Origin of the sequence: Streptomyces griseorubiginosus, from assembly GCF_017614965.1 — a bacterium.
Taxonomy (GTDB): domain Bacteria; phylum Actinomycetota; class Actinomycetes; order Streptomycetales; family Streptomycetaceae; genus Streptomyces; species Streptomyces griseorubiginosus_B.
The window spans coordinates 1-18,900 of the sequence record NZ_WVUG01000081.1; the positions used below are offsets into that span (position 1 = coordinate 1).

General features: G+C 67.6%; 14 protein-coding genes and 2 pseudogenes. 6 read left to right on the top strand and 10 right to left on the bottom strand.

The window, feature by feature from the left end; translation table 11 throughout:
• A pseudogene (locus GRC12_RS17465) lies at positions 1-184 on the top strand (IS5/IS1182 family transposase); the annotation flags it as partial.
• A 31-nt stretch (positions 185-215) separates the two neighbouring features.
• Here GRC12_RS17465 and GRC12_RS17470 read toward each other — a convergent pair.
• From GRC12_RS17470 to GRC12_RS17505, 8 genes are read right to left on the bottom strand one after another with little or no spacing between them, the layout of a single operon-like run.
• On the bottom strand, positions 216-2,054 hold the full coding sequence (locus tag GRC12_RS17470; RefSeq protein ID WP_208780223.1) for a glycoside hydrolase family 15 protein: 1,839 nt from the start codon (positions 2,052-2,054) through the stop codon (positions 216-218).
• Between the two features lie 47 nt (positions 2,055-2,101).
• A complete protein-coding gene (locus GRC12_RS17475) occupies positions 2,102-3,757 on the bottom strand; it encodes an alpha-keto acid decarboxylase family protein (RefSeq protein WP_208780224.1) in 1,656 nt (551 codons plus the stop codon).
• Positions 3,758-3,777: 20 nt separating this feature from the next.
• Positions 3,778-4,593, bottom strand: coding sequence for an MBL fold metallo-hydrolase (locus GRC12_RS17480; RefSeq protein WP_208780225.1), 816 nt, complete (start codon positions 4,591-4,593; stop codon positions 3,778-3,780).
• 26 nt (positions 4,594-4,619) lie between these two features.
• Positions 4,620-5,615 carry a sugar phosphate isomerase/epimerase family protein gene (locus GRC12_RS17485; RefSeq protein WP_208780226.1) on the bottom strand — a complete coding sequence of 332 codons (996 nt, stop codon included), beginning with the start codon at positions 5,613-5,615 and terminating at the stop codon, positions 4,620-4,622.
• Positions 5,616-5,617: 2 nt separating this feature from the next.
• The gene (gene iolE / locus GRC12_RS17490) at positions 5,618-6,532 is read right to left on the bottom strand and encodes a myo-inosose-2 dehydratase (protein WP_208780227.1); all 915 of its coding nucleotides are present in this window, start codon (positions 6,530-6,532) and stop codon (positions 5,618-5,620) included.
• The gene (locus GRC12_RS17495; protein ID WP_208780228.1) at positions 6,529-7,053 is read right to left on the bottom strand and encodes a hypothetical protein; all 525 of its coding nucleotides are present in this window, start codon (positions 7,051-7,053) and stop codon (positions 6,529-6,531) included. The genes iolE and GRC12_RS17495 overlap by 4 nt, the downstream gene beginning before the upstream one ends.
• Positions 7,053-8,162: a ferritin-like domain-containing protein gene (locus GRC12_RS17500; RefSeq protein WP_208780229.1), complete on the bottom strand. Its 1,110-nt coding sequence runs from the start codon at positions 8,160-8,162 to the stop codon at positions 7,053-7,055. The genes GRC12_RS17495 and GRC12_RS17500 overlap by 1 nt, the downstream gene beginning before the upstream one ends.
• Positions 8,159-10,087: a GMC family oxidoreductase gene (locus GRC12_RS17505; protein ID WP_208780230.1), complete on the bottom strand. Its 1,929-nt coding sequence runs from the start codon at positions 10,085-10,087 to the stop codon at positions 8,159-8,161. Before GRC12_RS17505 ends, GRC12_RS17500 begins: the two co-directional genes overlap by 4 nt.
• Before the next feature lie 873 nt (positions 10,088-10,960).
• On the opposite strand from GRC12_RS17505, the gene GRC12_RS17510 reads away from it, so the two are divergent.
• Positions 10,961-14,302 (top strand): ATP-binding protein, encoded by a 3,342-nt coding sequence (locus GRC12_RS17510; RefSeq protein ID WP_308286570.1) that lies wholly within the window; start codon positions 10,961-10,963, stop codon positions 14,300-14,302.
• Positions 14,303-14,331: 29 nt separating this feature from the next.
• Here the strand turns inward: GRC12_RS17510 and GRC12_RS17515 are convergent, their stop codons facing one another.
• A complete protein-coding gene (locus GRC12_RS17515; protein ID WP_208780232.1) occupies positions 14,332-15,057 on the bottom strand; it encodes an SDR family oxidoreductase in 726 nt (241 codons plus the stop codon).
• 83 nt (positions 15,058-15,140) lie between these two features.
• On the opposite strand from GRC12_RS17515, the gene GRC12_RS17520 reads away from it, so the two are divergent.
• From GRC12_RS17520 to GRC12_RS17535, 4 genes and pseudogenes are all read left to right on the top strand, one after another.
• Positions 15,141-16,061: a LysR family transcriptional regulator gene (locus GRC12_RS17520; RefSeq protein ID WP_208780233.1), complete on the top strand. Its 921-nt coding sequence runs from the start codon at positions 15,141-15,143 to the stop codon at positions 16,059-16,061.
• Between the two features lie 175 nt (positions 16,062-16,236).
• Complete coding sequence (locus tag GRC12_RS17525) at positions 16,237-16,941, top strand: Clp protease N-terminal domain-containing protein (protein ID WP_208780234.1); 705 nt, start codon at positions 16,237-16,239, stop codon at positions 16,939-16,941.
• Positions 16,942-17,023: 82 nt separating this feature from the next.
• A pseudogene (locus tag GRC12_RS45655) lies at positions 17,024-17,436 on the top strand (beta-galactosidase); the annotation flags it as partial.
• 54 nt (positions 17,437-17,490) lie between these two features.
• A complete protein-coding gene (locus GRC12_RS17535; RefSeq protein WP_208780236.1) occupies positions 17,491-18,216 on the top strand; it encodes an SDR family NAD(P)-dependent oxidoreductase in 726 nt (241 codons plus the stop codon).
• Between the two features lie 132 nt (positions 18,217-18,348).
• Here the strand turns inward: GRC12_RS17535 and GRC12_RS17540 are convergent, their stop codons facing one another.
• The gene (locus GRC12_RS17540) at positions 18,349-18,828 is read right to left on the bottom strand and encodes a flavin reductase family protein (RefSeq protein ID WP_208780237.1); all 480 of its coding nucleotides are present in this window, start codon (positions 18,826-18,828) and stop codon (positions 18,349-18,351) included.
• Positions 18,829-18,900 lie beyond the last annotated feature (72 nt).

Consider the following 18,900-nt stretch of genomic DNA (forward strand, 5'->3'; position numbering starts at 1 on the left):
CTTCGACAAGGCGCAGTACCGCCGCCGCAGTGCCGTCGAGCGGTGCGTGAGCAAGTGGAAGCAGTTCCGCGCTGTCGCCACGCGCTACGACAAACGCGACTACATCTTCAACGGCACCCTGACCGTGACGGCGATCGTCATCTGGCTCCGAGACACCGTCCAAGAGCCATCAGAAGCGACCTAGGCCACGGCACTGACAGCCGTGCCGGAGCCGCCTATTGCCCGTCGAGCACCCTGTCCAGGGTGAGCGCCGCGTCGATGAGTGCGAGGTGCGTGAACGCCTGGGGGAAGTTGCCCAGTTGACGGCCCGTCGGGTCGATCTCCTCCGAGTACAGGCCCAGATGGTTGGCGTATCCCATCATCTTTTCGAAGACCAGCCGCGCCTTGTCCGCCCGCCCCGCACGGGCCAGGGCGTCGACGTACATGAACGTGCACAGTGAGAAGGTGCCCTCGGAACCGCGCAGACCGTCGGGGGAGGCTTCCGGGTTGTAGCGGTAGACGAGGCTGTCGCTGACCAGTTCGCGCTCGAAGGCGTCCAGCGTCGATGCCCAGATCGGATCCTCGGGGCTGAGGAACCCGACGGTCGCCATGCGCAGCAGCGAGGAGTCCAGTACGTCACTGTCGTAGTGCTGGACGAAGGCCTGCCGCTCCTCGTTCCACCCATGGGCCATGACCTGTTCGTAGACGGCGTCGCGCTCCGTCTGCCACCGCCCGGCCGCCGACGGCCAGCCCTTCGACTCGGCGAGGCGCAGGGCGCGGTCGAAGGCCACCCATGACATGACCCGGCCGTAGGTGAAGTCCTGGCGCCCGCCGCGGGTCTCCCAGATGCCCTCCTCCGCCTGGTCCCAGTGGTTGGCCAGCCAGTCCAGGTTCGCGCGCATCGCGGTCCATCCGGCGTGGCCGATCTGGAATCCGCGCTGGTGCGCGAAGTAGATGCTGTCCAGCGCCTCGCCGTAGATGTCCAGTTGAAGCTGTGTCGCGGCGCCGTTGCCGATGCGTACCGGCCGGGAGCCCGCGTAGCCCTCCCAGTGGTCGAGGATCTGCTCGTCGAGGTCGCTGGAGCCGTCGACCTTGTACATGACGTTGAGCGGGCCCGTGCTCCCGCCGCTGCCGGCCTGCTCCTTGACCCGGTCGCTCAGCCAGCCGATGAACGCCTGTGCCTCCTCCGTGAAGCCCAGCCCCAGCAGGGCGTACACGGAGAAGGAGGCGTCCCGGATCCAGGTGAAGCGGTAGTCCCAGTTGCGTTCGCCGCCCAGTTGCTCGGGAAGAGCCGCCGTCGGAGCGGCCACCACCGCGCCGCTGGGAGCGAAGGTCATGAGCTTCAGCGTGATCGCGGATCGCTCCACCATCTCGCGCCAGCGCCCGGTGTAGCGCGACTGTGCCATCCAGGAGCGCCAGAACGCCACGGTCTCGTCGAAGAGCCGTTCGTACGCGTCCAGGCGGACCTCGGCAGGGGGCCCCTCGGCGCCCATCTCCAGCACCAGTCCGCGCTGCTGACCTGCCCTCAGCGTGAGTGAGAGGTGCAGATCGCCGCCCTGGGCCGTGAGAACGTCGATCAGCCGGTCGTCCTCCGGTTCGCGGATGGGGTGCACGGTGAGCGACGTGCCGTCCTCCGCGGCGAAGACCGCTCCGTGCTGGGAGATGTGCACATCGTGCTTGCTGCGTCCGTAGTCGAACCGTGGGGCGATCTCGACCTGGAACGTCATGCTGCCGCGCACACAGCGGACCAGACGCACCAGTCGGTGGCGGGAGGTGACCGTCGTACCGGTCACGGGCATGAAGTCGACCACCTCACCGGCGCCCGCCTCGGTGATGAACCGGGTCACCAGGACAGCCGTGGCGGGCAGGTACAGCTGCTTGACCGTGTGCGTCGGGTGCGCCGGCCGGACCGTGCAGTGGCCGCCCTCCTCGCTGTCCAGCAGCGCCCCGAAGACGCTCGGCGAGTCGAACCGCGGGGTGCAGAACCAGTCGACCACGCCCTCGGTGGACACCAGCGCGGCTGTCTGCAGATCGCCGACGAGACCGTGGTTCTCGATCAGTGGGTAGCTGTCCATGGGGACGCCCCTTTCGAGCAGGTTTCCTCCCGCTCCCTTTCGCCCTGCTACGGGTTCTTCCACTTCGCGTTGTCGGGGATCGTCTTCTCGGGCACGCGCACCTGGATGACGGACGGGCCGCTCGTGTACTCCTGCGCGCCTCGCACGGCGTCCCTCAGCTCTCCGTATGTGCCGACTTCCCATCCCCGGCATCCGAAGACCTCCGCCAGCTTGCTGTAATTCCAGCGGTGCAGCTCGCACGGCTTGTAGAACGGTCTGTCGGAGTGGTAGACCCCTGCGTCGGCGAGCCACTGCTCGACGGCGTAGACGCCGTTGTCGATGACGAAGATGACCGGATCGAGGCCGAACCGGGCCTGCGTCGAAAGGCATTGGACGGTCATCTGGAAGCCGCCGTCACCCGAGAAGACGATCACCTTCTGGTCGGGACGCTTGGCCAGGCAGATACCCGTCGCGGCGGCCCCGCTGTAGCCGATCGCCGAGTAGGACGACTGGACGATGAACCCTCCTGGGTTCGGCACATCGAGCAGCAGGCTTCCGAAGTAGTTCATGCTGGCGTCGGCACCGACGATGGTGTTCCTGTCGATGTACTGCTGGATGTAGTCGTAGAAGCCCTGGTACGTGATGACATCCGTGTCCCCCACGACCGGTGCGCCGCGGGCCGGCATGTCCGGGGCCTTGCGCACCTTGGGCGTGATCTTCTCGGCCAGGATGCCGTCGACGAGGTGCTCCAGGGCGACCTGTCCGCCGAAGAAGGTTCCGAACTTGACGGCGTCGAACGACGCGAACGCGGTCTTGTCGTAGTCCGGCGCCCAGCCCAACGAGTTGATGTCCGTCAGCCACACCCCGAGGGCCAGGATGAAGTCCGCCGTGCCGGCGAGGTCCGTCACGGCCGTCGCCGACGCCTGGCCGTCGAGGACGCCGACGAACAGCTCGTCGTCTTCGGAAAGGACGGATTTGCTCAGGAGTTCCGTGACGAACGGGATGTTGAGTTGCTGGATGAGACTCATGGCCTTGTCCTGGAGACCGAGCCGGTCGATCTCCACACCCAGCCAGATGAGCGGGTTCTCGGCGTTTTCGAGCTGTGCGCAGATCTGTGCGACCGACTGCTCCAGGCTGGTCTCGTCCGACAGGATCCTGGCGGGCTTCAGCACGCCTCTCGGCGCCTCGCACTCCAGGTCGACCATGTCCTGGAGCAACTCGATGTAGATCGGGCGCCGTTCGCTGATGCACCGGGTGAGTGCGTAGTCGATCAGCGTGGGGGCGAGATCGGGGTTGTCGATCCGTATGGCCGCGACGGTCAGGTGCTCGAAGGACTGAAGATCCGTCTCGCGTCCGCTGATGAAGTGATGGGCGCTGAAGCCGGTCTGTTCGAAGACGATGGTCTTCTTCACGCTCGGCGTGCCGTTGATCAGTACGAGCGGCACCTTCTCGACATAGGCGCCGGCGACGGCGTTCACGGCGCACAACGCGCCTGCGGAGTAGGTGACGCACAGGGCGCCGATCCCCTTCAGCCTCGCGTAACCGTCCGCCGCGTAACCGGCGTTCACCTCGTTGACTTCCTCGACGATCTCCATGCCGCTCGGCGCGACGTACCGGTTCAGCCATTCGATCGAATAGTCGCCCGCGATGGCGAACAGGTGGTCCAGCCCGAGTTGGCGGAGCCGGTCCACCAGGTACTGCCCTACCGTGCATCCCTCGGTCATGGTGGAAGCACCTCCCGTGATCAGTAGTCGCTCGCGCCGCCGAACAAGCGGGGCATGTAGATGTCGAAGATCCCCGGGCACCTGCGTTCGGGATACCGCTGCAGCAGGAAGCTCTTGAAGGCGTCGCCCGTCAGCCCGTCACCGACCGCCTGCCGAGCGGCGGAAAGGTACTCGACATTGCGGGCGACTTCGTTCTTGTCGGCCGGCAGGCCGTGGCCCGGCATGAACAACTCGTACTCCGACAGCAGCATTTCTTGCAGGACCCGGATCCAGTGACCCATGTGTTTCGTCAGGTACAGATGGGTGCCGCTGTAGATCAGGTCCTGAGTGAAGTACGCGCCCACGTCAGGGAGCCGGATGGTGAGGTGGTAGTCGATCTCGGTGTCCGTCACCCGGTCGAAGACATACCTGACCCCGTCGATCGTCTCTTCGCCGGGAGTGGCGACCTGCTTGGGAACGACCACGCGCTCCGGGGCGAGATCGCCGAGTTTCCAGTGGTCGCTTCTCGAGTCCTCCCCGTGATCCTGGATGAAGGTCATGGTTTCGGACAGGGCGTGGACGGTGACGTCGGCGAACGCGGTTCCCAGACCGAACCAGTGGTCGGGGTGCCGGTGGGAGACGTACAGCCGCTCGATCGGTTTTCCCAGGCTGTCCGCGTAGTCCCTGAACGCCCTGGCGTACGGGACGAGGAACTGCGCGTCGACGAGAACCAGCTGGTTCGGGGTCTCGATGATGTGCGTGGCGTTCGCGATGTTGCTGTCTTCGAAGGACGCGACGAAGGTGTGAATGCGGACATCGCCTGTCTGCTTCACGACCATGATGAGGGGATCTGACATCTGAGCCGGCATGCGAGGCCTCCGGGTTATGCGGTCTGCGTCCGCAGTTCGTCCAGCGCGGCCCTGGCGACGTCGTAAGCACTGTCCCTGCCGGGCACCGCCTCGTCCTCGCCGGGTCGCCAAAAACGCCGGCGCGCCATGCGCATGGAGCTGTCGAACGGCGGGATGGCGTTGAACACTTCGATCAGGTACGGCCCGCGATAGACCGGTTGGATCTCGTCCGAGACGATGTTCCACGGGATCCAGCTGTCCTTCACCGCGCCCCGGTCGGGTGCGGATATGTGGACGTAGTAGAGCCGGTCCTGCCGTACCGCCCGCGCGACGTTCTCCTTCAGCACCGACGGGCCCTGGCTTTCCATCACGACCTGCGCGGTGTCGATCGTCACGCCACCCTGCGGGTGTTCGAGGCCTTCGAGGAAGTCCAGCACCTCGGAGACCATGTTGGGCGGCGGCGTCTCCCAGCTCTTGACGGGCTCGACGGCCAGCTTCACCTCTCGCGCCGCGGCGTACTCCAACAGTTCCTCGAAGACGGAGCGGGCCGCGTCGTACCGCGGTTTCATCCAGTCCTGCAGGGCGTCGCTCCAGATCGGCTCGTCGGAGTCCGTGACCGGAAAGACCCCGTAGGGGTAGATGAAAGGACCGGACATGATCGAGTCGCCACCCAGGACCCGGGTGATCTCGACGCGTGACTTGAGGTACGACAGCGCCTGCCGACGCTGCTCCTCGTACGGCGACGTCGGGTCGAAGGTGCGCGTGGTCCCGACGTTGGTGGTGAACTTCGCCTCCCCCAGTCCTGCCCGCTCGAATGCCTTCCTGAGGCCCAGGTAGCTGTCGACCTCGAGCTTGTGATCGACGGTTGTGGGCCGGGCCGCGATATGCACGTCGAAGCCGTCATAGCCCATGTCGGTCAGGGCCTTGAGGTGGTTGACCAGTGTGCGGGTGTACCGCGTGTCCTGCGGCCGCAGGTCGGCCGTGAACATGAAGAAGCTGAAGAACACGTCCCGTCCGAGTGTCGCGTTCATCGTCACCACCCCAGGACATCGGCGAGGTAGGCGCGGGCCTTCTTGGCGTACTCGAGCGGGACGGCCCTGTTCGGATCCTGCTCCGCCTCCACGACCAGCCACCCCTGGTAGTGCGCGTCGGCCAGGACTTCGAGGATGGGCCGGAAGTCGATCGCACCGTCTCCGGGCACGGTGAACACGCCGAGCTGGATGGCTTCCTGGAACGACAGGCCTTCCTCACGGACCCGGCTGACCACCTCGGGCCGCACGCTCTTCAGGTGCACGTGTCCGATGCGGTCGGCGTACGCCCGGGCCAACTCCAGCGGATCGTCGCCGGCGAAGGCGATGTGTCCCGTGTCGAGCAGCAGATGGACCAGGTCCGGATCGGTCGAGGCCATCAGCCGGTCGATGTCGGCCCGGTTCATGACTCCCGTGCCCATGTGGTGGTGATAACTGAGCTTCATGCCGGCCGAGCCGGCGATCCTGCCCAGCTCGTTCAGGCCCGAGGTCAAGGCGTCCCACTGGGCGTCGGTGAAGACCGGCCGGTTGGCGAACACATCCACCGGCAGCAGGTGCGAGGAGGCGCCGAACTCGGCCACGACCAGCTCGGTCCCGCCCAGCGCCCTGATGCGGGCCAGGGTTTCCTCGAAGGCGGAGATCGTCTTCTGCCGCATGTTGCCGATCGTGAAGTAGGTGCTCGTCCAGGGCTCGGACACGCTCAGGCCGCGCAGATCGAGGGCTGCCTTGAGCTCGTCGGCGTCCGACGGGTACTTGTGTCCGATGCTGCAGCCCTGGAAGCCGGCGAGGGCCATCTCGCTCACTGCCTGGCCGAAGGAGATACCGACGTCGATGGTGGGGAAATCGTCGTTCCACCACAGGGTGCAGCAGACACCGAGCTTCACCTTGTCCGGGCTGAGGCGGTCAGCCACATGCGTCATCTCCTCGCCCCTTTCAGGTAACGGTCCGCGATACGGGGCGGTTTGGCCCAGGACCCGTATCCGGGTGCCTTGGCCCCCGGAGGATTGGCTCCGATGGCCCGCCACAGCAGCCCCTCCTGGTAGGAGGCGGCGGTGACCGTGGACGTCCCCACCGCTGTTCCGGCTCCGTAGCGGTCGGTCCACTCGGGCGGCAGCGCGTACCACATCCCGGCGTACCAGAGCTTGATGATGTTGCGCGCCACCGGCCCGAGGCGGTCGTCGCTGAAGATGCGGTGGCGCAGAGCCCGGTCCAGCAGATCGCGGTCGAGTGGGGATCGGGTGAGACTTCCGGCGTCACCGGCCGCATCCGTCCGGGCCGCCCGATGGGCCGCCAGGAGAGCGATGAGCGCCTCGTCACCGCAGGCGGCCCGCACCTTCGCCAGGTACTTGTGGGCCATGCCGGTGCCGAGCAGATCGGTGGCCTCGAAGGCGGTGAGGTCGACCGAGAGGGAGAGAAAGTCCTCGAAGGGCGGGGAGCTCATCACGTCACCACCCGGGGTGTCTCGCCGGCACCCGCTGAGGCCAGCGGATCAGGTCCGACCTCGGCCGGCATCTCGAAGGTGGGAGCGGCGTGCAGGCCGCCGCTGCCCGGCAGGGGGTTGCAGATCAGCCGGTTGAACCCGTCGCGCAGGCGGAACATCTCGCAGACGGCATCCTGCAACAGGTCCGGCTGTCCGTTGAACGCCTTGGTGAGCAGGGCGAGGAAGGCCGCGTAGTCGGCGTTGAAGTCACGGGCGACACGGGCGAGTTCCGATCCCGCCGGGTAGTCGGCCAGCCGGGCGCTCGTCTTCACCTTGTACACGTCGTCCCAGTCGATGCGCAGCGCGGGCCCCGAAGGCGCGTCAGGGGAATCGCCCGCCTGGTAGTAGCGCCCGAGCTGGAGCTGCCGGAACCGGTAGTAGTGGGCCAGCTCCCCGTCCGCGTCGTAGATACCCGAGTCCAGGCCCTCGCCCTGTGCGGCGATGAAGTGCAGTGCCCGCTGGGCCGACTCGAGGTCGGAGACGACGATCACGTCTCCGCCGCCGGAGTAGAAGTACTCGGGCCCCATCTGCCGCGCCGGATCCCCGCGGAAGAGCGTGGGGTCGTGGGCCGCCACCTTTTCGAGCCCTTCGATGATCTCCTCGTAGAACTCGCCGATGCTGTAGAAGCGCATGCCCTCGGTGGTGGGGCTGGAGACCATGAGCGGAGTCCTGTCGTCGGGTACCTTCAGCAGCCGCTCGTCGGCGCTGGGAGCCCTGCCCGGTCGCTCGATCTTGCAGAACGTTTCCACCGCTTCGGGGGAGAAGTGCCGTAGGTCGACGGTGAAGTCGCTCTCCCCGTCCGGCAGGTAGGCCGGATAGGACGGCACGAAGCCGGGTCGGGTCAGGTCGGGCTCCCCGCCGACGGCGTTCAGGACGTTGGCGACGAGGGTCAGGTGCAGCATCTCCTCGACCGCGGCGACCCGGATGATGTGGGCGGCATCCGAGTTGGTGGTGGAGCGTATGGAGTAGTACGCGGTCAGGTACGTGGGGATGGTCCCGTGCTCCAGCGCCATCGCCGCGTTCAGGTAGCGGATCAGGTCGTCACGGTTGTCGATGGTCGACGCGGTCACCTGGACACCTCCCCTGAGAGGGACGCCGCGTGGTGCCGATCGGCAGAGATGTCGACCGGTGCGGTCTCGGAGTCGAGTTGGGCCAGCATGGCCCGGACGCTGCGCAGGCACAGGGCGGCGACGGTGAGCGTCACGTTCGACGTACCCACCGTGGGCATGCTGCCCCCGCCGACCATGTAGAGGTTCTCGTAGTCCCAGCACCGCTGATCCGGGTCGACCACCGAGGTCGACGGGTCGCGGCCCATCACATGCGTGCCGGCGAGGTGGTTGCCCCCGCGCAGTTCGTATCCCTCGCCGTCGTGGACGGCGTAGCCCCAGAAGTTCGGGTTGTAGACGGTGTGGTCCTCGGCCCCCAGGCGCGCGAAGATCCGCTTCGACAACTGGCGGGCGTACGCCACCCCCCGCATCGTGTACTCGGGGATGTCGTAGGTGAGGACGGGCCGCATGTTCCCGAGCTTGTCGGTGTAGTCCGGGCTCACGGTGATCCGGTTGCTCGGGTTGGCGGGGACCTCGACCATGAAGGCCAGCTGAAGCTGACGGGACACCTTGTCCACCAGCGCCTGGCGGAGGGACTCGCCGTAGCGTCCGCCGGAGTCCACCAGGCCGATCAGGTCGGTCATCGGCGCGCCCCGGGCCCATCCCCAGCCGTCATTGTGGATGTCGATGGTGAAGGCCGCCTGGCGGCTGCGGAAGCGGCCGCCGCGCAGGTCGGCGATGCCGCCCGTGCAGATCGTGCCACGGAAGGTACCGGCCACCTCCGGCAGCAGGCCCCACGCCAACAGGTAGGCGTGGTCCATGAAGTTGCGCCCCATCAGACCGCTCGATCCGTGCAGTCCGGAGGCCAGCATGAGCCGGGGGTTCTCCACGGCGTTGGCGGCCAGGACGAACAGCCGGCCGCGGGCCCGCACGGTGTTGAAGCCGGGACTGTCGGGCCGGTCGTAGTGCCGGTACTCGATCTCGGTCACCCGGCGCGTGCGCTCGTCGACGTGCACCTTGTGAGCCACCGCCTGCGCCACCAGGTCGACGCGGCCGCTCTGAAGGGCCAGGGCGAGGGTTTTGCCGGCGTTGTACTTGGCCTGCACCGGGCAGATGGGCACGCAGTTGTCGTTGCCCTGACACCGCTCGCCCACCTCGACCTGGTAGGCGCTGACCGCGCCGCGCGGCACGTATCCCTTCCCGCCGTCGTAGGCCGGGTTCGGTATGCCGTTCCGGCCCTGTGGGAACGGCCGGACCCGAAGCTCCCGTCGCTCCCCGTCGAGTTCGACCGGCATCCCGTCGAGGTCCTTGGCGACCGTCCGGTCCAGGTAGGACAGGGGCAGTCCCTTCATGGGGAACACGTAGCCCTCGTCGAAGGTGATCCCGAGGTAGGCCTGGTCCTCCACGTCGGCGGAGACACCGATCTCGCGTTCGGCCTCGTTGTAGTACGGGGCGAGGTCCTCGTAGGTGAGCGGCCAGTCCGCCCCCTCGCCGTAGAGCGTGCGCATGCGGAAGTCCTCCGGCAGCATCCGCAGCGTCTTGCCCTCCCAGTGCATGGTGGTGCCGCCGAGAACCCGCGTGTAGGTCGTGTCGGTGGCGAAGGGCCCGTTCTGGACGATGTAGGCCGAGGCGTCGGGCGCACCCGGGGTGATGCGCCGAGCATCGGAGCCGCGGGGCATCGGCGCGTTCGGGACGACCGGATAGGGGGCCTGGTTGTCCTTGCCGATGGCGGAGTAGAACCGGTTCAGATAGCCCTCATACCCCCTGAGGGTAAGGTCCTCGGCCGGGCCCGCTTCGAGCATCAGCACTCTCTTGCCGGCATTGCTCAGCCGCAGGGCGATCAGGGCGCCGGAGATCCCGCCGCCGACGACGACAGCGTCGTAGACGACCTCGGCCGCCGCCTGTGGATCGGTGCGCTGGGCCGCGCCCTCGGGGAACTTCGCGTACATGGGGCAGTCACTCCTCCTCTGCCGGGCTCGGCCGGGACCGGCGCGGCGGCAGGGACTCGAGTCGGCGCTCAGACACTTCTGAACTCCCTAGTCACGCAACTCCGTTGGCCATGGAGCGGACCCGTCGGACCCGAGCGGCGGTCGGCACCCGGGCACGCGGACGGAAGGACTGGAACCGAGTGCGCCCAGGGGCTGCCGCCACGGCTGCGTGGGGATTCCGGCATGATCAGGCCGGATGAACGGCGCGAGAGGGCGCAGATCGTTCGCGGGAACTTCGATGATCAAGCTGCGAGTTCGTATCGCTGGCGGCAACGCCTGACGCGCAGACCACTGCCGCATCACCAACGATACGCGCGATCCATCATGATCGCCGACTGAGATGACCGGCGGGAGGGCCCTCCTTGATCAGAGGGTGCGCCATGACCTGAGTGCCCGTCAGACTCCGCTGCGCATAGCCACCGAGGGCCGCCTCCGCTGGAGCGATGGTCATGTTGCGGTCCTGTCCACCAGTGCTTTCATGGAAACGAAGGCATACCTGCCAGCAGATATCGCGCTGTGGCAGCGAGGAGCCAGGAACGCATCCGCCTGCCCACATCGTGCTGCGCGGAGGGAGCGGACCTCATGCCCACGAAGGTCATCCGCCATCCGGAAGGCAAGGAGCGGCCGCACAGCGCCCCCTGGTACACCCTGTATCCGAGACGGTGGTGGTCCCGGCTCGCAAGGGCGACGAGCAAGAAGTGGCGCACGGTCAGGACCGAGAGGGAAGCGCACAGGAGTATTGCCCCGAACCGGAGTTGGCGGCCCGGAGTGGTGTCCCTCGGCCCATTGCTGCGGATATACGCGTTTCTCGGGACAGCTGTGGTTGTCGTTTGGGTGGGCGTAGCCATTTACGAGTACGTCGCAAAAGACCATGACCTGCACGAGCTGCTTACGTCCACATGGTTCGACGCCGTCTCCCACATCGTGGGCCCCGTTCTCACCGGCTCCCTGCTCCTGGCGTTCTTCCTTCTGTACTGGTACCACAGGACCAAGAAGCCCCTCGTCGACAAGGCACGTAACCATCCCCATGAGCTGGTCCCCACCGCCGGAACGCTGGTCAACCGGATCGTCGGGCGTCGCGAACTGTCCCAGGTCATCGCCCAGACGCTGCGTAACCGCAAGACCAGGAAGCCCTATCTCCTGGTAGGCGGCGTGGGCGTCGGCAAGACCGCCGTTCTGGTGGAACTCACCCGGATGCTCGCGGAGCAGTCCGCTGTTCCCGTGCCCGTAAGACTGCGCGACATGAAGGAGGACGGTGAGCTCGACTTCGAGCAAATGGCACGGCACCGCTTCGAAGAAGAGACGGACCAAAGCGTGCTCGCCGGCAGCAACATCGACAAGACATGGCAGCAACTGAGAGTCGACGACAAAGTCGTCGTCATCGCCGACGGCCTGGAAGAGGCCCTCCTCGACGACAAGTTCCAGGAAGACCGCGACAACATCATCCGGCGGGCGATAGACCGAGCCGATCGCCAGAAACTGCCGCTGGTCATCGCCTCGCGCCCGCACGCGCCGCTCGAAGGTACCCGGGCCGCGATCGCCGACATGGAGCCGTTGAGCGAGGAAGCGGCCCTGGAATACCTCATACGAGACTCCGGTGAGCTGGACGAACGGCGCCTGGACTGGGTGGTCGAGACCGCCGAGGTCGTGGACTCGCCGATCTATCTGCGGATCGCCCATCTGCTCCAGCAGCACGGACTGCTGGAACACCTGACGCTCCGCGACGGACACCACCGGATGGACACACGCAGCAATGACCGCGCCACGCTCAGACTCGGGCTTCTTGACACTTACCGTCAGGCCATAGAAGACGGCCGCATTTTCGACAATCTGGTGATGGACCGCAGGGAGCGCCGGGAGACCATGTGGGTCGTGTCGGCACTGGCCTGCCTGGGACTGTTGCAGGACAGCCTCGAGGTGACGTTCGAGGACTTCGTCAGTGCGCACGTGGACGACCTCTGTGAGCGCATGAAGTCCCAGGACGACCACAGGACGGCAGACACCCACCAGCGGAACGGGATCCGCCTTTCCGTTTCCCCGCCGCAACGCGACGCGATATGGGGTGTGCTGAGTCGGAAGGTGGGACGGTCAGCGCCTTGGCTCAACGTCCTGGAGTACCCCCACGAATGTCGGACCGAGCTGGGGCGGTACATCGCCAACGGCCAACTCCTCGGACTGGTCTACGGCTGCCCCAACCGGGTTCGGTTCCCGCACAGCATCCTCCAGGCATATCTGGGCTATCGCCTGCTCAGAGAGCTGCAGGACGACGAGATCGACGCGGTCGTCGAACCGGCGCTGCACAGTCCCGGGCCGTCCCGCGAGCTGCTCATCGCTCTCGTGCTGCTCTCACGTGACCGGGCTGACGCCCTCGCCCGGTCCGACGGTGTGTCGCAGGCAGGTGCCCCTGCCCACAACAGGCGTGGAACGCCGCCGAAACTGGCCGAGGTGCTCAGCAGCGCCGCAGCGCACCGGCACGACGCGAAGTACTACGACCTGTATGCCGCAGCCCTCGAAATCGACTGTGTCGATTCCGTGCCCATGCAGGACAAGCTGGCTCAGGACCTCGACGAGCGATGGGCGGACCTCGCCATCAAAGGGGATCAACGGACCATCGAGGAAGCGAAGTTGGGGCTCGTTCGCCACTTCGGAGCCGCTCTGCGCGAACGGGAGCGGCGCAGCAAGGGAAGTCATGCACTCCCAGGAATGGAGCCCGTGCAGCCGTGTCTTCCCTACAGGCACCTCTTCCAAATCGGTACACATGAGCCCTCGTATGCCGTTCGCATCGCGGTGGCCCACCAGATAGCCGCCGGTGGCGATGCGGCATTCAAGGAGTTGCGCACGGAGTTCCCCCTGGGAAGCGACCCCATAGCGCAGTACCTGGGCAGGATTACTGAGGCCAAGGAGAAGCTCGACCACGACTACACCGCCTGGCTCAATGAAGAAGCCGCGAACCCCGCTTCGGACTCGATGGCGGCGGAGAAGAGACAGCGGAAACTCGACTGGATCATGAAGGAGTACGAGCGAAACCGCATCGCCCTGTGGCGCCACTTCGCCCTCCGGGCCTGGCTCGTTCCCATGGTCGTGGGGTCGGTGTCCGAGAAGTACCGCGCCGAGGCCAAGGAACGGCTGAACCTCTGGTTGCACAACCTCACCACCCCGGCCGGCGCGCAGAATCCGCCCATGCCGCTGTCCTTGGAGAACGCTCTGGCCCAGGGCTTCAAGAACGCGGCGAACCGCCGGAGGCGGCACCCGGACGCCTACGAAGAGACGCGGGGCTACCTGGTGAAGCAGGCGGAGAAGATGCTCACCCGCAGTCGGTACTGGTACGCGCAGTTGAGTCTGCTCCATGCCTTGTGTCTCTGGGAGCTCCCCGACACGGCCGGACGCACCACCACGTACAGTTCGGCGGACGACGAGTCGACGTCCACCGATTCTGTCGAACCCGTGCGGTCGGTCAGCCGGTGGCTCGCCCTGGCGGGCAGCGCCCACCAGGCCCCAGCGCCTGCCGACACCACCGACGAACGTCAGCCGGAAAGAGTCCTCCACCCGTTCGTCGCCGAGGCCGGGGATCTGGTGACCCTGGCGTTGGAGACGGGACACCCCGAGCGGTTCATCTGGATCGACGAGAACGGAGCCACCGACAACGTCGGTTCCACTCCGGCCGATCCGGAGCACTACCGGAAGCACAACCTGTGGATCGCTCCCTCCGTCGGCTGGAGCATCCTGCACCCTCGAGCGCAACGCCTGCTCGCCGACGTGCTGGTCATGCTCAACCTCACCGAGGGCAGCGGCACGCCGGACGACATCGAGGAACGTCTGAAGCTCGCGGACAAGGACACCCTGCCGTACTGCCTCACCCACGACCGCACTCGACTGCATCCCGAACACGGTGTCGGCCGGGCCGACAGGGACGACTGCGGCACCACCTGCCTGTCCCCGTGCGAGTTCCGTCTGTGCCCCTATCCCCCTCAGACGGGGAACGCCCAGGCGGAGCTGGCGGAGCTGTTCTGCCGCCAGCAACAGACGCTGTTGCACAGCCGCTATCGCTGGCACCTGCCCGCCGTCAGCCGGCACACCGCGCCGTGGGTGAGCATCCCCGTCCGGGAACTGCACGCCTTCTGGGAGAAGATGGCCAACCGCAACCGCAAGACGGACGAGGACGAACACCGCTTCTGATTCACCGCTTCTGATTCACCTCTTCTCATTCACCAGGGGACGACTCCCCCGTCGTCGAAGAAGCCGCCGCGCGGCCCGTCGTCCGGCAGGGTGGCGAGGTGGACGGCGATCGCGGCGCCCTGCTCGGGCGTACGGAGTCCGTTGAAGCCGGTGAAGTCAGTGGCGACGTAGCCGGGGCAGCAGGCGTTCACGATGACGGGCGTATCCGCGAGTCGGCGGGCGTACTGTGTCGTGAGGCTGTTGAGCAGTGACTTCGACGGCGCGTACGCGGCCATGACCGGACCGGTCCGCAGCGTCAACGAGCCCATGTTGCTGGACACGTTGACGATGCGCGGCGCGCTCGCGCGGCTGAGCATCGGGAGCATCGCGTTGGTCACCCGGACCACGCCGAAGACGTTGGTGTCGAGGACCGTGCGGAAGACGTCGAGGTCGAGCGTTGTGGGATCCTGCGCGCCGCCGTCGGTCCGGCCGGAGATGCCGGCGTTGTTGACGAGTACGTCGAGCCTCCCCGCTGTCTGCTCGATCGTCTTGGCCGCGGCGGCGACGCTGTCGTCCGAGGTGACGTCGAGGGCGACTCCGAAGGCGTCGACGCCCGCGGCACGCAGTCGTTCGACGGCGTCCTCGCGCCTGGATTCGTCGCGAGCCCCCACCGCGACTCTGAAGCCGACCGCCCCGAGCCCTTGGGCGATGGCGAAACCGATTCCCTTGTTCGCGCCGGTGACCAGCGCGGTCTTCGTGTCGTTCACGCCAACCATGCTCGGCGGGGCGGGGGTTGGCGGTCCAATATCGCCGTGGTCCGTTGTGATACTCGCCGGGTATCAGTCGGTAGGCTGCTCGGGTGGATGATCTCGAGACCCGTGAGCTGCGGTACTTCGTCGCCGTGGCCGAGGAACTGCACTTCGGCCGTGCCGCCGATCGACTCGGGATCGCACAACCGCCGCTCTCGCGCGCCATCCGCCAGCTGGAGCGGCGGCTCGGCGTCCAGCTACTCGACCGGAACCGCCGTGGGGTGACCCTCACCGATGCCGGCCGGGTGCTGCTCCGGGAGGCCGGTACGGCTCTCGACGCGGTCGCGGCCGCCGCGCGTCGGACGCGCCGCGCCGGAGATCCGAAGCGCCCGCTGGTGCTGGCGACGAAGGCCGGGGCCTCCCACGAGCTGCTGCGGCAGCTGCTCGACACGGTGGAGCGTGAACCCGGTGCGCCACCGGTCGAGATCCTGCTGTGCGAGGTGGGCGAGCAGGCGCGGCTGCTGCGCGACGGACAAGCGGACGTGGCGCTCATGCATCGTCCGTACGACGACCTCGCCGGGTTCGACACCGAGGACCTGTACGTCGAGGGGCAGGTCGCGATCGTGCCCGCGGGGCATCCGCTCGCCGCCCGGGACAAGCTCACACTGGCGGAGGTCAGCCATGTGCCGGACCTGCCGATCGCTCGATGGCCGCGGCTGGACGGGTCGTACCCGGAAGGGCCCGGGCCGGAGGTACGGACCCAGTCGAAGCTCGCTCAACTCGTGGCGCTGGGCAAGACGTTGCTGGTGATTCCCGCCTCCAGCCGTGCCTGGCAGTGGCCCGAACACGTCGCGGTGCCCGTCGTCGACGCGCCGGACGTCACGACGCTGCTCGCATGGCCGTCGAGCAGCCGCTCGCTGGCGGTCGCGTCACTGGTCCGCTCGGCGGCCGGACTCCGCGGCGGTGCGTTGTCCTCGCCCGGGCGGTCGGTAGATCCCCTTGGAGACAAGAGGCGCGCCACCCCACCGTGATCCCGCAACGTCGCGGCGTTCGCCGTAGAGATCCCGGCGCAGGTCTGGGACGACCTGCGCCACGAAGGGCTCTTGGACGAGCGGGCTCCGGTGCGGGCCCGACGATCCGAGATTCACCGGAGGCGAGCGTCAATTACAAGTTGACGGCAGGTCATCGTCAACTTACGATTGACGCATGAGCCCACTCGACATCAGCCTGGCCGACCTGATCGCCCGGCTAGACGAGGAACTTCCCGAAGCCAGCGAACTGGCACGCATCAGCGAGGCACGACTTCGTGCCCAGACGCTGTCCGACCTCGGTGACCAGCTCATCGACCACTACGTCAGCAAGGCCAAGCAGACCGGCGCCTCTTGGACCGAGATCGGCGACGCCATCGGAGTCTCCAAGCAGGCCGCCCAGCAACGGCACACACCCGCCGCCTTCGAGCGGTTCACCAACCTCAACCGGCACAGCATCGTGCTGGCACAGGAGGCCGCCCGAACGCACAAGCACGACTCCATCGGCACCGAACACATGCTGCTCGGCCTGCTCGGCGAGCCGCGCGGCCTGGCATACGAGGTGCTGGTGGCGAAGGCCGAGTCGGAGCAGCGCGTCCGCGACGCGATCCGGGAAGCGTTGCCTCCCGCCGGGAAGAAGGCGCCGCGGGGTCACATCGCGTTCCGGCCGGAGAGCAAGAAGGCCATCGAGGAGGCCCACCGCGCGTCAGCCGCCCTCGGCCACGACTGGGTCGGCACCGAACACACGCTGCTGGGCCTGATCCGGGTGGAGGAAGGCCTCGCCGCGCAGATCCTGCGCGATCTCGGCTTCACCTCGGACGAGCTGAACGAGACGGTCAGGAACGAGATCGCCGAACGGCTCGCCACGCGCGACAAGCAGTGACCGCGCGTCAGCCACCGGGCACCGCATGAGGACGGGCCCGCCGGACCACCGGGCGAGCCCGTCCTGTCAGCTGCTGACTGTGTCGCGCCAGTTGGTCTGGGCCCCCTCCCTCTACCTGATCGACGACGATGGTGCGGCCAGCCTCACCCTGGCGGTCGGCATCCACAGGGGCATGGTCGACGCCAACTGCCGTGTCCGGCTGGGCGGTTACCCGGGCGCCTTCCGCGAGGCCCTGGGCATGCACACCGACGAACTCTTCCCCCTGCTGGCCGGCGTCCCCGCCATCACCCGCCACTCGCACGCGCTTACGTACAGACGGTGCGCAAGGCCACGGAGGGCGTGGAGGTGGCCCGGCGCCGCGCCCCGGACGCCGACCACCTGCTCCTGATCGGCCACACCGACCGCGACGCGCACATCCCCGTCTCCCCGGAGGCGACGGAACTCCTCTCCGGCAAGCCCGCGACTGGCGGTGGTTCGCGAACCCCGCTGACCTGATCGACGATGATGAGGGGGACGGGGACTAGAGATCACCAGAGAGGCGGTGCCATCGTGAGTCGGATCCTGGTGACCGGATCCGCGGACGGTCTGGGGCGTGCCGCGGCCGCGGCGCTGCTGTCCGCGGGCCACGACGTGGTGGTGCACGCCCGGAGCCGCGAGCGCGCGCCGGCACTCGACACCCTGGTCGCGCGCGGGGCCCGGCTCGTGGTGGGCGACTTCACCGATCGTGCGGCGGTGCGGGACATCGCCGCCGAGCTGAACGACGCGGAGCCGCTCGACGCGGTCGTCCACAACGCCGGCGTGTGGAGCGGGCCGGCCGTCATGCCGGTCAACATCGTCGCGCCGTACCTGCTCACGGCCCTGCTGCGTGGGCCTCGGCGGCTGGTGTACCTCAGCAGCGGCTCGCACTACGGCGGGCGCCCCTCGCTCGCCGGGGTCGACTGGCGGGGGCGGGGCGCGGGCTCGTACGCCGACAGCAAGCTGTTCGTCACGACGCTCGCGGCAGCGGTGGCTCGCCTGCGGCCCGGGGTGCTGAGCAACGCGGTGGACCCGGGCTGGGTGCCGACGAAGATGGGCGGGCCGAACGCGCCCGACGATCTGGAACTCGGCCATGAGACACAGGTGTGGCTCGCGGCGAGCGACGACCCCCAGGCCCTGACCACAGGCGGGTACTGGTATCACCGTCAACGGCGCGAACCGCACGGCGCGGTCCACGACCAGGCCTTCCAGGACCGCCTGTTGCGGACACTGGCCGAGGAGACGGACACCCACATGTGAGATCGCCGGCCGACCGGCCCGGAGCTCAGCCTGCGGTCACCAGTCGCACCAGACGGGCCCAGGCGGACCGCAGACGGCTCGGCCCCACTCCGCGACGGCGGGGTCCTAGGACACCGCCACTCCCGGGGACGTTCAGGCCGGATGGCCCGGGTCGATGTCCAGCGCGTCGCGGAGCCTCAGCAGTGGACCGTCCGTGCCGCCTCCCCACTGCACCGGTGCCAGGACGAAGCCGACATGATCGCCTCCGTCGATGTGGCTCTCGACGGTGCCGACGAACCACGCCGCGACCTCGTCCAGGATCACCGAGCCGCCGTACCCCTGTGTCCACGGTGTCCGGGCGAACTTGTCGGTCCGGTCGCCGGTCCGTCCGCCGAACAGCTCCGCCAGCTCGTGCTGCTCACGGGTCAGCAGATGGACGGCGAGGCAGTCGGCCCGGCGGGCGATGTCGTAGGTGTGGTTGGCCTTGGAGATCCACACCGCGAACCGCGCGGGCTGGATGGAGCACTGGCAGAAGAACCCCACCAGACACCCGGCCCACCGCCCACCCGCCGAGGCCGTGACCACGCACATGTCGGGGTTCAGCCGGTCGGTGAACGTGTCGATGTCTGTCATGGCTGCCCGCTCCGGATCCGTCGCCGATCGCTCCGCGTACGAGTGCCCGCCTTCCGCCCCGGCTCACGGGCG

Bases quoted from the DNA above. Each gene is read 5' to 3' on its own strand.
- iolE (WP_208780227.1), bottom strand. From the start codon at position 6,532: ATGACGCATGTGGCTGACCGCCTCAGCCCGGACAAGGTGAAGCTCGGT.
- GRC12_RS17485 (WP_208780226.1), bottom strand. From the start codon at position 5,615: ATGAACGCGACACTCGGACGGGACGTGTTCTTCAGCTTCTTCATGTTC.
- GRC12_RS17480 (WP_208780225.1), bottom strand. From the start codon at position 4,593: ATGTCAGATCCCCTCATCATGGTCGTGAAGCAGACAGGCGATGTCCGC.
- GRC12_RS17525 (WP_208780234.1), top strand. From the start codon at position 16,237: ATGAGCCCACTCGACATCAGCCTGGCCGACCTGATCGCCCGGCTAGAC.
- GRC12_RS17515 (WP_208780232.1), bottom strand. From the start codon at position 15,057: ATGGTTGGCGTGAACGACACGAAGACCGCGCTGGTCACCGGCGCGAAC.
- GRC12_RS17540 (WP_208780237.1), bottom strand. From the start codon at position 18,828: ATGACAGACATCGACACGTTCACCGACCGGCTGAACCCCGACATGTGC.
- GRC12_RS17495 (WP_208780228.1), bottom strand. From the start codon at position 7,053: ATGAGCTCCCCGCCCTTCGAGGACTTTCTCTCCCTCTCGGTCGACCTC.
- GRC12_RS17505 (WP_208780230.1), bottom strand. From the start codon at position 10,087: ATGTACGCGAAGTTCCCCGAGGGCGCGGCCCAGCGCACCGATCCACAG.
- GRC12_RS17475 (WP_208780224.1), bottom strand. From the start codon at position 3,757: ATGACCGAGGGATGCACGGTAGGGCAGTACCTGGTGGACCGGCTCCGC.
- GRC12_RS17470 (WP_208780223.1), bottom strand. From the start codon at position 2,054: ATGGACAGCTACCCACTGATCGAGAACCACGGTCTCGTCGGCGATCTG.